The sequence below is a fragment of the Luteolibacter sp. SL250 genome (assembly GCF_026625605.1).
Taxonomy (GTDB): Bacteria; Verrucomicrobiota; Verrucomicrobiia; order Verrucomicrobiales; family Akkermansiaceae; genus Luteolibacter.
Window position 1 is genome coordinate 2,815,629 of sequence record NZ_CP113054.1, and the last position, 15,119, is coordinate 2,830,747.

Genomic DNA, 15,119 nt, shown 5'->3' on the forward strand with positions numbered 1-15,119 from the left:
CGGGCCTCATGCAGAAACTCTACGCAACCCTTGCCCTCACTGCCGCCTTGCTCCCCGTCACCCATGCGGCGGAAGCGAAGAAAGGCACAAAATGGTATGAATCGATGCAGATCGGCCCGGCGTGGTCGAACACCTTCGGTGATTATCTGAAGGGCGAGAAGCGGACGGCGGCGCTGAAAGGCATCCTGCTGGACCTGGGCGACGGAAACCGTGCCCTTTTCGATACGGAGACCCTGCGCCTGGTGACCGTGTTCAACGGCGGCATCGAGTGGGGCGGCACCCCATGGACCGGCGCCCACGGCCCGCTGGTCACGCTCGGCAACAAGGAAGCCCTTCTCAACACCGCCGGAGGCCCCGGCTGGGCGGACCAGGGCGGTTCCTTCGAGGACAAGCGTGCGACCCCCGGCTACGGCAACCTGAAGGATGCCTCCTTCAAGGGATACTTCCGCAGCGGCAAGAGCATCGTCTTCGACTATGTGGTGAACGGTGTTTCCGTGCAGGAGGCCATCAGCCACAAGGACGGCGTTTTCACCCGCACCCTGAAGGTCGGCAAGCGCGACAAGGACCTGGTCCTGCTCGTCAGCGATGAAGGTTCCTCCGCCGACCTGAAGGTGGCGACGGGTGGCGACATCAAGATTTCCGACGATGCGAAAACCGCGGGCCGCAAGATCGGCACCATCGCCAAGGGCGGCGAAACGGTCGTCCAGCTCGCCTTCGGCAAGGGTGATCCCAAGCCTGCCGCAGCCCCGGATTTCGCGGCGCTGGTGAAGGGTGGTGAGCCACTGTGGCCCGGCACCATCGAGACGGCCGGAACCGTCTCCGATGACAAGAAGTCCTCGTATGCGACGGACATCCTCACCCTGCCGACGGAGAATCCATGGAACGCGAACCTGCGTTTCGGCGGCTTCGACTTCATCGACGAGGACAGCGCGGCGCTTTCCTCCTGGAACGGCGACGTCTGGACCGTGAAGGGTCTGAAAGGTGACTGGAAGAACCTCAAATGGCAGCGGATCGCCTCCGGTCTGTTCGAGACCCTTGGTGTGAAAGTCGTCAACGGCGCGATCTACGTGAACGGCCGTGATCAGATCACCCAGCTCATCGACCTCAACGGCGACGGTGAGACGGACCATTTCAAGGCTTTCAACCGCGACGTCATCATCACCGCGAACTTCCACGAGTTTGCCTTCGACCTGCAGACGGACAAGGAAGGCAACTTCTACTTCGCCAAGGCTTCCCCGGTGAAGGGCGGCGGCCGCGGCTTCGACCGCATCCTCGACCACAACGGTGTCGTCGCGAAAATCTCCCCGGACGGTGCCAAGTTCGAGGTGATTGCCACCGGCCTCCGCGCTCCGGGCGGTCTGGCTGTCGGGCCGAACGGTGAGATCACCACCGGTGAGAACGAGGGCACCTGGCAGCCACGCTGCAAGATCAACTTCGCCAAGGCCTCCCAGCTTCCCGTCTTCTGGGGAACGGAAGATTCCCGCCATGCCCTGAAGGACGCCAAGTATCTGGAGCCTCTGTGCTACCTGCCGATGGAGGTGGACAACTCCGGCGGCTCCCAGATCTGGGTGGACAAGAAGGCGAAGTTCGGCCTCGCGGAGAACGAACTCATCCACCTTTCCTACGGCCAGTCCAGCGTCTACCGCGTGCTGCCCGTGAAGCGCGGCGACACCCTGCAGGGCGGTGTGGTGAAACTGCCGATCAAACTCCAGTCCTCCGCGATGCGCGGCCGCTTCCACAATGACGGCTCGCTCTACCTCCTCGGCTTCCGCGGCTGGCAGACGAATGCCGCCACCGAGTGCGCGTTCCAGCGTGTCCGCTACAACGGTGAAACCCTGCCGGTGCCGGACAAACTGGAATACACCCCGACCGGCGTGAAGATCAGCTTCGCCTCCAAGCTGGATGCGGAACTGGCCAACGATCCCGCCAGCTACGGCGTGGAGCGCTGGAACTACGTCCGCGGACCGATGTATGGTTCCGGAGAGTTCTCCGTGGATGAGGTGGATGCCGCCGCTGAGGAAGCCGCGCTGGTCAAGGAGTCCAAGGGCGTCCGCAAGCACGACACCGTCGCCGTGGAGTCCGCCAAGCTGGCCGCCGACGGCAAGACCGTCGAGCTGGTCCTCGCCGGCATGAAGCCTTCCCACCAGCTCAAGGTTTCCTTCGACCTCGAAGGAACCGGGGGCGAGATCCTGAAAGGCGACATCTTCGCCACCGTCTACAAAGACTGATCCCATTCCACAGACGACTTATCCCGAAGTCTTCGAACATGCTGCGCTCCTTCCTCGTATTGCTCATGCTGGCCGCCGCGGCCCGCGCCGAACTGATCGCCACCTTCACCCGTGAAGGGAGCACTGACACCAGGCGTGACCGGTTCCCGGCGCTGAGCATCGCGAAGGGGGAGCCTGCGACGCCCTTCCTGACGCCCGGCAAGTTCGAGGTCGTCTGGAAGGGGAAGCTGAAGCTGGACAAGCGCCAGCGCCTCGCCTTCTCGTTCGAGGGGGAGGGCAGTGTCGAGCTGAAGATCGGGGGGAATGAAATGCTGAAGCGCGAGGGCGCGCTGGCGGGTGAGCCTTCGGAAACGAAGCGCCTCAACCCCGGCGAGCACGATTTCGAGCTGATCTACAAGAGCAAGGACGATGGCTCCGCCTCGATGCGGATCTATTGGCAGGAGGTGGGCTTTGTCCGCCAGACCATCCCGCCGACAGCCTTTGCGGCGGAGGAGACGGAGGAGAGCAAGGCGGGCGACATCCTGCGTTCCGGCAGGCTCCACTTCGCGCAACAGAACTGCGCGAAGTGCCACGTTCCCAGCGAGGGCTTTGGCGCCACGCCGATGCCGGAGACGAGCGAGATCGGCCCCATCCTCATCGGCATCGGTGAGCGCGTGACGGAGGAATGGCTGCAACGCTGGATCTCCGATCCGAAGCACCTCCGGCCCACCACCCATATGCCGACCTTGGTCAATGCGGAGACGGAGGAAGGACGCCAGCAGGCGGCGGACCTCGCCGCATTCCTTGCCAGTTCGAAGCTGGGCCTGCCGGCCACCCCGGCACCTGATCCCGCCCTGGCGGAAAAGGGTGGGGCACATTTCCATGAACTGGGCTGCGTGGCCTGCCACAGCACCCCGGACAGGGATGGTCCGGATCTGGAAACCAAGCGGATCCCCCTCAACAACGTCGCCTCGAAATTCCAGCCGGGCGCGCTGGTGGCGTTCCTGAAAAAGCCGGATGCCTACCACGCCACCACCGGCATGCCGGATTTCAAATTCTCCGATGAGGAGGCGAACTCCATCGCCGCCTACCTCACCAAGACCTCGGCCGGAAACGAGACAAAGGCTGCCAAGCCCTATCCGAAGGGCGACGCGGCACGGGGAGAAAAGGTCGCCGCATCCCTGCAATGCGGCACCTGCCACCCGGGCCTTCCCATGGAACCCGGCAAGGTTGCCCCGCTGGAGGCCATTTTCAAAAAGGACTGGTCCGCTTCCGGATGCGCGGCCCCTGCCGACAAGCGCGGCAACGCACCGGTGCTGAACCTCGATGATGATGCCCGCAGCGCCCTGGCCGCCTTCGGCAAGACCGGCGGTGACTCCCTCAAGCGGGACACCCCGGCTGAGTTCGCGCGCCGCCAGATCGAGTCCATGCGCTGCATCGGGTGCCACTCGATGGATGACCACCAGTCGCTCCTCAGTTCGACCCATGAGGACAGCAAGAAGCTGACCGAGCATCTGGCCGGCCTGCATGAGCGGGTGGATCAGACCCGGCCACAACTGACCTTCATCGGTGAGATGCTTTTCACCAGCTACATCGAGAAGATGTTGGATGGTTCCATGGAAAAGAGACCTCGCCCGTGGCTGGGGACCCGCATGCCCGCGTTCAAGGCCCATGCGAAGCCGCTGGCGGAAGGGCTTTCCAAGATGCACGGCTTCGAGCCGAGCGCACCGGTAAAGGTGGAGACGGATCCCGAGATGGTGGAGATCGGCAAGAAGCTCGCCGGAACGGAGGGCTTCGGATGCACCACCTGCCACGGCATCGGCCCGGTGAAACCCACCGCCGCGTTTGAGGTGGAGGGCATCAACTTCGAGTTCGTTCCGGACCGCATGCGCCCGGACTACTACCACCGCTGGATGGACAATCCCGCCATGGTGACACCCAGCACGAAGATGCCGCGGTATGCCGACGGAAATGCCTCCCAGCGCACGGACGTGCTCGAAGGGGACGCTGGGAAGCAGTACGAGGCGATCTGGCAGTATCTCCACGCGAAGTGATCCGCACCGCGGCAGCCGTTGGCATTCCCCGCCCGCGGATACCGGGGCTCGTCCTCCTTCTGGCGGTTATTGCGATTGGCATTCCCTGTGCGCCTGCCGGGCCGGTCTTCGGTGTGCTTGGTGACACCAGATGGATGAATGATCCGCACGGCTGTCCCGGTTGCCCGAACACGGACCGTCCCCGGCGGGTCTACGAAGCGGGCATCCGCAATGTCGAAATCCGCGTCCCGTGGAGCGAGTATGAGACCGCTCCCTCCGTCTATTCCCCGGAGAAGATCAAGTTCCTCAAAGATCGTGTGGCGATGCTGGAGCGCAATGGGCTGAAAGGCGTGCTCAACATCGAGTGGCACCGCTATCCCGGGTGGATCTGGCAGATTCCGGATTCGTCTTATGTCGGTGCCGCGGGAATCCGCAGTGGCGATCTCGACCGGAGATCGCGCGCCAGACGTCCGAACATCGTTTTCAACCAGAAAGTCCGCGATCATTTGATCGGGGTCATCCGCAGTCTGGCAAAGGAACTCGGTCCGCGGCACTTCTCCAGCGTCCGCGTCAGCAATGGAGGCATCCAGGGAGAACTCGCGTATCCGGATGCCAGGGAAGACACGCTCTGGGCATACGATGCGAATGCCGGAGCGTCGGGTGAATCAGTGCGACCCGCGACCATCCCGAGGCGTCCGCTCGGTGAATGGAGGCCCGGACAACCGGCCACAGCGGAGCAGATGGAACAATGGTACCGATGGTATGTCGCCGCACTGGCGGACGCGGGGGAGTTCCAGATCGTCGCCTTCAAAGAGGCGGGTTTCAGCGGTCCTTTCCAGATCATGATGCCCGGCAAGGGCGCGAGGCCCTCGACGGTCGCAAAAAGCCTGTCTGCATTGTCCGCTGGTGAACCCAGGCCGGATGAATTGGTTTCGATGGGAGTTGCATGGCACATGGTCGCCCGGGCCATCCACGACAAAGACCAGGTCTCCCTGCACTGCAGCTCCGTCGCGGAGGAAAACCCGGTCGATCTCACGAAACCCGGGGACGCACGCGATCCGATGGACAAGGCAAACTGGCCGTTCATCGACGGACTGGGAGCCTCACGTTGGATCGCCGTCATCGCCGACCATTATGGCTTCCTCAAGTCAGGAGAGAATCCGGGGAAAGGGGATGCCAACGGGGACTACTACTATGGGGGCATGGCTGCCAATGCGGTAGCGCAGGCCGCAGCCGCCGGTTTCGTCTCATTTGATTGGGCCCACCACGAGAACCTCTGGGGCAAGCATCGTCTGCTTGATGACAAGCTCGCTCCCGCGATCGGGCGAAGCGGGGCAGGGAACTAGGCTTCAGCGCAGCGTGCTTCCCTCAACCCAGTTGCCGTCGATCAGGCTCTTCTGCGCCGCCAGCGGGAGACCACGCTCACCCCGGTGGAACATGCCGATGACGTTGTGGACGGCCGTGGCGCCGATCTGTTCGAAGTTCTGGTCGATGCCGCTCATGCCTTTCTCCCGGTCGCGGAGTTCCAGTGAAATCAGGCCGACATCCTCCGGCACCCGCAGGCCCATTTTCTCCAGGGCATCCGCCACGCGGTACATGTGGACGCCCATGATCACCTCCGGGCGGTGGGTTCCATACCATTCCTGGAAGGCACCTTCATCCCAGTCCCTCGTGACCAGTGGCGGGATGCGTTCCTCCGGGCGGGAGCGTTCATGCTCGACCAGCAGCGCCCCCAGCCAGCGGCGGTCCGTGCGCTCGTTGACCTGGCCGTTGAGCGTCACGCCGATGCGGCGGTAGCCCCGCCGCCGGGCCTGGCGCGTCGCCAGGATGAGGCAACCGAAGTGATCCGTCGCCACCCGGTGGATTTCCGGCCGGATGAGCGAATAGCCGATGCCGATGGCGTTGAACTTGTCCCATTCCAGTCGCAGATGCCCGTTCGGGCGCGGTAGCGGGGCCAACAGCACGCACTGGATGCCACGGGCCAGGGCCACCCGCTGGAAGGTCGCGACGGCGCCTTTCACCGGCGGCACGCAGAACTCCTCCAGCACATAGCCATGTCTCTCCGCCGCGCTGGCCGCGCCACGGTGGATGCGGGTGAAGCTTTCCGAAAACTCCTGCCACGCGCCCGGTGTCTCATACCGCGTGACGTAGGCGATGACTCCCTGGAAGGCCGGCGTGGTGGCGGTGCGCCGGTGGCTCATCAGCAGGGATACCAGCGGGTCCACCCGGTATCCCAGTTGTTCGGCGGCCTCCAGCACACGGAGACGTGTGGCTTCCGTGATCCGCGGATCGTTGTTGAGCGCCCGGGAGGCCGTGGCGCGGTGGACGCCTGCGGCATCGGCCACATCCTTCAGCGTTGGGTTGCGATGATCCACGGTGGATGCATACGCGGGTGAGGTTGATGAACGCAAGAACGTGCAACGGGGTGCATGAAACTTCCTTTGCGTGGATTTCCCGGAATGTCCCAGCATGCACGGCTGAAACGGAAAACCCTGATCCCTCCGAAAAACCATGAAACGATCTATCCCCCTGTCTCTCACAGCCGCGGCAATGATGATAGGAACCTGTCATGCCGCCGTGCTGGTCAACGGTGATTTCGAGATCTCCGGAGCCGGAAACCCCACCTTCACCGGATGGAACGAAGTATCGAACGACACCGCCGTCGATTCGAAGGGATCATCCGCGATCATCGGCGGAGCGCACCTCTCCGGGACCACCAGCGTGGAAATGGTAGCCCTCGCGGCGAACGGCGGTGCCATCCGCCAGACCGTGCCGACCGCCCTGTCCCAGTTCACCGTTTCGCTGGACTTCGCGGCACTCTCTCCGGATGCCGCTGCGGACGTCTCCACCCGCTACTTCAGCATGCAGCTCAAGCATGGTGCGGTCACCTCCGTTACCCAGATCAACCTGCGGGTGGCGAAGTCCGGTCAGCTCCAGGCCTACGACGGGGCAAGCTGGCAGGCCGTCGGATCATTGGTCGCGGCCTTCAGCGTGGACACCGGAACCGCAGGGGCATGGGGTGGGGAGACCGTGGTCACCAACAGCCTGACCATCACCGGCGACTACACCGGCGCCCCAACCTACAGTGTGAACCTCAACGGAACCACGGTCAGCGGCCTCAACTATTTCCAGGGCGGTGCGCCGGCGACGGGAACCAATACCCTCAACTCCGTCTCCTTCTACGGCGGAGCGGCGGCGAAGAATTTCCTGGTGGATAATGTGGCCGTCGTTCCGGAACCGGCCACCGGTTGCCTGGTCTCCGCCGCCGGTCTCGGCCTGTTCATCCGCCGCCGCTCCGGTGCAACGGAGTGCATGACGAATCCTTTGAAAACCCCCATAAATCGTGGGATCTGATGACAGGCAGCCGGTTCCCGCGCCTTACCTGAACCATCAGCAACCCATCTTGTTTCGCTTTGAAATCCATCCTGATATCCCTCGCTTCTCTCGTCCTCTCCGCCGGATGGTGCATGGCCGCATCCTTCGCTGATGGCCGGATCGGTGGAGCGGCTGTGGCGGAAACGGCGAACCGATCGTACCGCCTGCTGGTGCCGGATACCGCGGAGAAAGATGTCCGTCTTCCCATCGTGATCTACCTTCACGGAGCAGGCGCGAAGGGAAACGACAACAGACGGCCGGAGGCGGAACCGATCCCCGCGCATCTTGCGTCGGCGGATTTCCAGAAAGCCCATCCGTGCTTCGTCCTGGTGCCCCAGTGCCGCGACGGCTCCGATTCCGAAGGTCGTCCGAACAACTGGGTGAAGTGGAAGGGGCAGAAAGAGCTGCCGCCCGCGCAGTGGGTGGAGTCGGATGTGGAACCCAGCGACCAGCTCCATGCCGCGATGACGGCTCTGGATGAGATCATGGAGAACCATCCCATCGATCCGGCACGGATCTATCTCGCGGGAGTTTCCATGGGAGCCAGCGGCTCGTGGAACTGGGCCGCCAGACAACCCGGGCGCTTCGCCGCGGTGCTGCCGGTCTGCGGATTGAGTGAGGAAGGAAAGGCACCGGCGTTGAAAACGGTGAGGATACGGACTTTCCACGGCACCCTCGACGATGTGGTTCCGGTCGAGCGCACGCGCCGGATGATCGCCGCGCTGAAGGGGGAAGGCGCGGATGCGGAACTCAAGGAATACGATGGAGCCGGGCATGACATCGCCCGGAAGGTCTTGGAGGACGGTGCGCTGGAGTGGATGTTTTCCCAACGGATCGGAACATCGTCCGTAGTCACACCCGTCTCCGACGAGCAGGGCTTGGAGTATTTCGAGAAAGAGATCCGCCCGCTGCTGGCGGAGCACTGCTACGAGTGCCACGGCGAGAAGAAGCAGAAAGGGGAATTGCGCCTCGATACAAAGGCCGCCGCCTTCGCCGGAGGGGAGCTGGGCAAGGCCATCGTCCCGGGGGATCTGGACAAAAGCCTTCTGATCACGGCGGTCCGCTACCATGAAAAGGATCTCCAGATGCCGCCGGAAGAAAAGCTTCCGCAGGATGTGGTGGCAAAGCTGGAGGAATGGATCCGCAAGGGCGCGGCATGGCCGGATGACGGAAAGTCCCATACCTCGAAGGTGAGCGGCGAGATGGTGTTCAGCGATGAGATGAAGTCCCACTGGGCGTTCCAGCCGATGTCTAGGCCGGTCGTGCCACCGTCGGCGAAGAACCCCATCGATCATTTCATCGCGGAGAAGCTCGGACAGGCCGGGCTGGCTCTTTCCCCGGAGGCGGACGCGCGGAAGCTCATCCGCCGCGTGAGCCTGGACCTTACGGGCCTGCCAGCCACCCCGGAGGAGACGGAAGCCTTCGCTGCGGATCCTTCACCGGAGGCCTACCAAAAGATCGTGAAGCGTCTTCTTTCATCCCCGCACTATGGAGAACGCTGGGGCCGCCACTGGCTGGACGTCGCACGCTATGCCGACTCCAACGGATCCGAGGTGGATCACGCGATGGCAAACGTCTGGCGCTACCGGGACTATGTGATCCATTCATTCAATGCGGACAAGCCCTTCGACCGTTTCCTGCGCGAGCAGATCGCGGGTGATCTCCTGCCGGATGCGGATGACGATTCGCTGACCGCCACCGGGTTCCTGATGCTGGGGCCGAAGGCGCTGGCGGATCTCGACAAGGCGCGGCTCACGGCCGATGTCATCGACGAACAGGTGGACACCGTGTCCCGTGCTTTCATCGGGATGACCATGGGGTGCGCCCGTTGCCATGACCACAAGTTCGACCCCTTGTCCGCCGCGGACTACTACGCCATGTCCGGCATCTTCAGCAGCACGAAGACGATGGACGTTTCGAAGCGGGTGGCCACCTGGACGGAGCGACCTCTCGGAGGAAATGCGGAGCTGGAGAAATACGCGTCGCTGGGACATGAGATCGCGGAGTTGCGGAAGCAACGTGAAGCCATCGCGAAAGCCGGGGGCGGAAAGGAAAAGAAGGTGCTCGCATCCGGCACGGACTATCTCGTGGTGGAGGCGGAACATTTCACGTCCGGAAATGTGAGCGTGGAATCCGACAGCCTGGGCAGGGGCATCGGGGTGATCCGCACCCGGACCGAGTATCCCGACCACATCGAGTATGAGTTCGGGTTGCCGGAGGAGGGCGACTACCAGATCGAACTCCGCTATGCGGCAAAGGAATCACGGCCCACCCAGCTCCTTGTGAATGGCAACCTCGAGACCGAGGAGGCCGCTGCGGAGATCACCGGTGACTGGACGCCGCGGGCTCAGCGGTGGTTTGTCCAGGGGACCTACCGCTTCCGAAAGGGAACGAACGTCCTTGCGTTCCACCGCGACGGACCGGTGCCCATCTTTGACAAATGGATCATCGGAAAACCCCGTGCGCAGGCTTACTCGGAGACCGCCCCGGAAGCAAAGGCAGGCTTCGCCGTGAAGGACGACGGCCGGAAGGAACGCCTGAAGAAAATGGACGCCGCCATCGCAAAGGCGGAGGATCGGCTGTCGGCCATGCCGCGGGTGATGGTTCCGCTGGAAGGAACCATCGCGGATGCCCCCATTCTGGTCCGGGGGAATCCCGCGACTCCCGGCGTGGTGGTGCCGCGCGGCTTCCCGAAGATCGTCACGAATGTGAAAATGCCCGCCCCCGGAGCGGAGGCCAGCGGTCGGAAAGAATTGGCGGACTGGCTGGCGCATCCGGATCATCCGCTGACAGCACGCGTCATCGTCAACCGGGTGTGGCTCTGGCACTTCGGCGAGGGCTTGGTGAGATCTCCGGACAACTTCGGACTGAGGGGGGAGACACCTTCCCACCCGGAGCTGCTGGATTGGCTCTCCGTCTGGCTCGTCGAGAACGGATGGTCGCTCAAGAAGCTGCACGAACTCATCTGCAACAGCGCGACCTACCGGCAGGCGGTCCTTGCGAAGGCTCCCGCGCAGGATCCTGAGAACCGCCTGTTCTCAGGCTTTCCGCGCCGCAGGCTGGAGGCGGAAGTGCTCCGTGACTCCATGCTGGCGATCTCCGCGAAGCTGGACACCACCATGGGCGGCTCCCTGATGACCGTCCAGGACCGCACCTATGCGAACGGCGGAAACGCTCCGGCGGACATTGCGAAGAAGATGAATTACGGATCGCCCCGCCGCTCCGTCTATGTGCCCATCATCCGCAACGCGCTCCATGATTTCTTCGGTGCCTTCGACTATCCGAACCCCGGCGTGATCACCGGCCAGCGTTCCCAGACGACGGTGGCGCCGCAGGCCCTGTTTCTGATGAACAGCCCCTTCGTGCTGGAGCAGTCGGCGGCGCTGGCGGACCGCATCGGCAAGATGGATGGCGATGACGAGGCCCGTGCCCGAGCGGCGTGGCAGCTCGTCCTTTCCCGCCCGGCAAGGGCGGATGAGATCGCCCGCGCGCTCGCCTATGTCAATGCCCTGGAAGGTGATCTCCGCGCACTGGGGGATGAGTCGCCCCGCCGTTCCGCATGGACCCGCATGTGCCAGACCCTTTTCGCTTCGAACGAATTCCTCTACCTGCAATGAACCCATTCTCCTGCAATCAATTCTCCAGCCCGTATTCGCGCCGCGACGCGCTGAAGACCTTCGGCCTGGGCTTCGGTGGACTCGCCCTGTCCAGTCTGTTCGGTGAGACGGCACGTGCTGCGGTGACGGCGGCAGGACCGGGGATCGGAGCAGGGAATCCGTTGGCTCCACGTGCGCCCCACTTCGTGGGAAAGGCGAAGCGGGTGATCTTCCTCTTCATGCATGGTGGCCCGTCGTCCGTGGATACGTTCGACCACAAGCCCGCGTTGGAAAAGCACGACGGCCAGACCGCCCCGAACCTGCCGAAGATCACTTTCGCGGCGGCCAATGGCCGGGATGGCTCGAAGCTGTGGAAGTCACCGTGGAAGTTCAGCCCTCGTGGTGAAAGCGGCCACATGGTCAGCGAGCTGTTCCCGCACCTCGGCGGGCACGTGGATGAGATGTGCTTCCTCCACTCCTGCCATGGTACCGCGCTGGACCATGGTGCGGCGGTGCTGAGGATGAGCACCGGCACGGAGGCCTTTGTCAGGCCCAGCCTGGGATCATGGATGCTCTACGGACTCGGTTCGGAAAACCAGGACCTGCCCGGGTTTATCACCATCGCCCCCAGTGACACGCACGGCGGCGTGAGGAACTATGGCTCCGCTTTCCTCCCGGCAGCCTATCAGGGAACCGCGCTCGGCTCCGCTGCTTCAAAGGCGGATGAGGCGAAGTTCAGATTCCTCGGCAAACCGGGCGACGCGCTGCAACGGCGGCAGCTCGATTTCCTCCGCGAGATCAATCTCAACTCAGGCACTCCGGTCGATTCGGAACTGGAGGCCCGCATCGGGACCTATGAGCTGGCGTTCCGCATGCAGATGGCCGCTCCGGAGGTCATGGACATTTCAAAGGAAAGCGCCGCCACGCGTGAACTGTATGGGATCGACGATCCGGTCACCGCTGAGTTCGGGAAGAAATGCCTCCTCGCACGGAGGTTCGCTGAGGCAGGCGTCCGTTTCATCCAGATCAGCACGGGAGCGGTCTGGGACCAGCATGGCGGCTTGGTGAAGGGGCATGGAGACAACGCGCGCGCGAGCGACAAGCCCGCTGCCGGTCTGTTGAAGGATCTCAAGCAACGCGGCCTGCTCGATGACACGCTGGTCATCTGGGGAGGGGAGTTCGGACGCACTCCGACCCGTGAGGGCGGGGATGGCCGTGACCACAATCCCCACGGCTACACCATGTGGCTGGCGGGTGGGGGAGTGAAGCCAGGCCGTGTGGGGGCGACGGATGAGCTGGGCTACTATGCGGTGGAGAACAAGATCCACCTGCATGACCTGCATGCCACCCTGCTCGCCCTCATGGGGCTGGACCATGAACGCTTGACTTACCGCTATGCGGGCCGTGACTTCAGGCTCACGGATGTTTTCGGACGCGTGGTGAAAGAGGTCTTCGCATGAAAGGCCGCATACCCATCCGGTGGGTGATCGCGGTCATGCTGCTTTTGCTCTCCGTCCTGAACTACGTGGACCGTCAGGCGCTTTCGATCCTGGCGACCACCATCCAGAAAGAACTCCATCTTTCCGACAGCGACTACGCGCGCGTCGGCCAGGCCTTCCTCCTTTGCTACACCATCTCCTACTTCTTCGCCGGTCGGGTGGTGGACCGCCTGGGCGCGCGCGCCTCGGAGACGATCTTCGTCACCTGGTGGTCGGTGGCGAACATGCTGACGGCGCTTTCTTCCGGATTCCTTTCGATGGTCGGCTTCCGCAGCCTGCTGGGCATCGGCGAACCGGGCCACTATGCCGTCTCCGCAAAGGTGGTGGGCGCCTGGTTCCCACCGAAGGAGAAAGGCGTGGCCGCCGGGATGTACATGATGGGCGGGACGCTGGGGGCGGCCATCGCCGCGCCGCTGGTCGCATGGCTGGCGCTCCAATATGGCTGGCGCTCGGCATTCATCGTCACCGGTATGATGGGGTTGGTGGTGGCACCCCTCTGGTACTACTTCTACCGTTCTCCCGCCTCCCACCGGTGGGTGGGGGAAAAGGAGAAGGAATTGCTCACCTCCCACGGCCTCATGGAGACCGCGAAGGCAAAGGCTCCGCCGCTGCCGTTCGGGACGATCATCCTGTGGAAACCGCTCTGGCTGGTGATGGGGGTGCGGATGCTCACCGACCCCATCTGGTATTTCTACCTCGTCTGGTTCGCGAAGTATCTCCAGGAAAAGCGCGGCATGACCCTCGGTGAGGTTGGCGGCACGCTGTGGATCGTCTTCGTCGCGGCGGACATCGGCTGCCTGGCCGCAGGCTTCGCATCCGGCTATTTCATCCGTAAGGGGATCTCTCCGGTCAACGCACGGCTCCGCGTCATCTGTGCCACCGCATTGGTGATGGGCTTGAGCTTCGTCATCCCGCTGCTGCCCGGTGCCGGATGGGCCATCGCCTTCGCCAGCCTCTTCGCCGGATGTGTGATGATGTTCATGGCCAGTTGCGTGACCTTGCCGCTCGATCTGTTTCCGTCCGGCTCGCTTGGCTCCGCGCAGGGCCTCATCGGCATGGGTGGCAGCATCGGCGGATTCTTTTCCACCGGACTGATCGGTGCGGTGCTCACGAAGCACCATTCCTACGACGGCCTGTTCACGGCCATGAGCTTTCTACATCCGCTCGCCGCGCTCCTGCTCGTGCTGTTGCTCCCGCGTGCGGTCGCCCATTTCCGAACCACCCATCCATGAATCCGTCACCCACCATCATCACCTCCATCTCCTGCTGGAAGGTCTTCGTCCCGTTCGTCCACCAGGTGGAATGGAGCGCGGGAACCCGGCCGGGGATCACGCGGCTGGTCGTGAAAGTGGAGACGGCGGATGGAACCGTCGGCATCGGCGAGACAATCTGCCTGCTGGAGTTCATCGAGCCGGTCCTGCGCAAGACGGTCATCCCGCTCGCCATCGGTGAGGATGCCTGCGACATCGAACGGCTGCTGAGGAAGACGGAAGGCGCGGGCTACTACCACCACAAGCGGGCGGTCACCATGGCCCGCGCCGCGGTGGAGATGGCCTGCTGGGACATCGTCGGCAAGCAGGCCGGGATGCCGCTGCACCGGCTGTGGGGCGGCAAGTTCCGCGCGCAGGTGCCCATCATCGGCTACATCCAGTCCGCCGATCCCGCCGTGGCGGCCAGAGAGGCGGCGGATTTCGTCAGCCGTGGGTTCGGCACGCTCAAGCTGAAGCTGGGGATGGGCGAAGCTCTCGACATCGAGCTGGTGCGGGCTGTGAGGGACGGAGCGGGACCGACCGCGAGGATCCGTGGCGATGCGAACGGGGCCTGGACCATCGGTACCGCGAAACGCCAGCTACGGAAGCTGGAACCCTTCGACCTCGAGTATGTCGAGCAGCCATTGCCGCTGGAGGATCTGGCAGGCAGCGCCCATCTGCGGAAGAACACCTGCATCCCCATCGCGCTGGATGAGGCTGCCTACACCCTGCAGGATGTCCATTCCATCATCGCTGCGGAGGCTGCGGATGTGGTGGTGATCGATCCCCACGAAGCGGGGGGGCTTATCCAGGCAAGGAAGCAGGCCGCCCTCTGTGAGGCGGCGGGCATCCCGGTGACCCTCCACAGCGGAGGAGAATGCGGCGTCTCGATGGCGGCCTACCTCCACTTCGCGGCGAGTGTGCCGAACCTCAGTCTGGCGATCGACACTCAGTATCCCAATCTCAGCGCCGACATCATCCCGGAACGCCACGACTGGTCATCCGGCTGGATGGAACCCATCGCCGGAAAGCCGGGCTTGGGAGTGGACTTGGACGAGGCCGCCGTCGCCAGGCTCCAGTCGGACGTCATCCCCAATCCGTATCTGGATCCCAGGCGGCCGGACTGGTTCGGCACGAAGCCCGCCTACTGACAGCCTCC

At 63.6% G+C, this 15,119-nt stretch carries 9 protein-coding genes; 8 read left to right on the plus strand and 1 reads right to left on the minus strand.

Annotated features, from left to right (window positions below):
* The first annotated feature begins 8 nt into the window (after positions 1-8).
* The 3 genes from OVA24_RS12440 (at position 9) to OVA24_RS12450 (ending at position 5,586) form a co-directional block, all read left to right on the plus strand.
* Complete coding sequence (locus tag OVA24_RS12440; protein ID WP_267670141.1) at positions 9-2,228, plus strand: DUF6797 domain-containing protein; 2,220 nt, start codon at positions 9-11, stop codon at positions 2,226-2,228.
* A 38-nt stretch (positions 2,229-2,266) separates the two neighbouring features.
* A complete protein-coding gene (locus OVA24_RS12445) occupies positions 2,267-4,261 on the plus strand; it encodes a c-type cytochrome (RefSeq protein WP_267670142.1) in 1,995 nt (664 codons plus the stop codon).
* A gap of 134 nt (positions 4,262-4,395) precedes the next feature.
* Complete coding sequence (locus OVA24_RS12450) at positions 4,396-5,586, plus strand: hypothetical protein (protein ID WP_267670143.1); 1,191 nt, start codon at positions 4,396-4,398, stop codon at positions 5,584-5,586.
* Between the two features lie 3 nt (positions 5,587-5,589).
* On the opposite strand, the gene OVA24_RS12455 is transcribed toward OVA24_RS12450, so the two are convergent.
* On the minus strand, positions 5,590-6,615 hold the full coding sequence (locus OVA24_RS12455; protein ID WP_267670144.1) for a LacI family DNA-binding transcriptional regulator: 1,026 nt from the start codon (positions 6,613-6,615) through the stop codon (positions 5,590-5,592).
* Positions 6,616-6,751: 136 nt separating this feature from the next.
* On the opposite strand from OVA24_RS12455, the gene OVA24_RS12460 reads away from it, so the two are divergent.
* The 5 genes from OVA24_RS12460 to OVA24_RS12480 are packed head-to-tail and all read left to right on the plus strand — an operon-like array spanning position 6,752 to position 15,111.
* The gene (locus tag OVA24_RS12460) at positions 6,752-7,594 is read left to right on the plus strand and encodes a PEP-CTERM sorting domain-containing protein (protein WP_267670145.1); all 843 of its coding nucleotides are present in this window, start codon (positions 6,752-6,754) and stop codon (positions 7,592-7,594) included.
* Between the two features lie 59 nt (positions 7,595-7,653).
* The gene (locus tag OVA24_RS12465) at positions 7,654-11,232 is read left to right on the plus strand and encodes a DUF1553 domain-containing protein (RefSeq protein ID WP_267670146.1); all 3,579 of its coding nucleotides are present in this window, start codon (positions 7,654-7,656) and stop codon (positions 11,230-11,232) included.
* Positions 11,229-12,671, plus strand: a complete 1,443-nt coding sequence (locus OVA24_RS12470; protein WP_267670147.1) for a DUF1501 domain-containing protein — start codon at positions 11,229-11,231, stop codon at positions 12,669-12,671. The genes OVA24_RS12465 and OVA24_RS12470 overlap by 4 nt, the downstream gene beginning before the upstream one ends.
* On the plus strand, positions 12,668-13,942 hold the full coding sequence (locus tag OVA24_RS12475; RefSeq protein WP_267670148.1) for an MFS transporter: 1,275 nt from the start codon (positions 12,668-12,670) through the stop codon (positions 13,940-13,942). Before OVA24_RS12470 ends, OVA24_RS12475 begins: the two co-directional genes overlap by 4 nt.
* Positions 13,939-15,111: a mandelate racemase/muconate lactonizing enzyme family protein gene (locus tag OVA24_RS12480; RefSeq protein WP_267670149.1), complete on the plus strand. Its 1,173-nt coding sequence runs from the start codon at positions 13,939-13,941 to the stop codon at positions 15,109-15,111. Before OVA24_RS12475 ends, OVA24_RS12480 begins: the two co-directional genes overlap by 4 nt.
* Positions 15,112-15,119 lie beyond the last annotated feature (8 nt).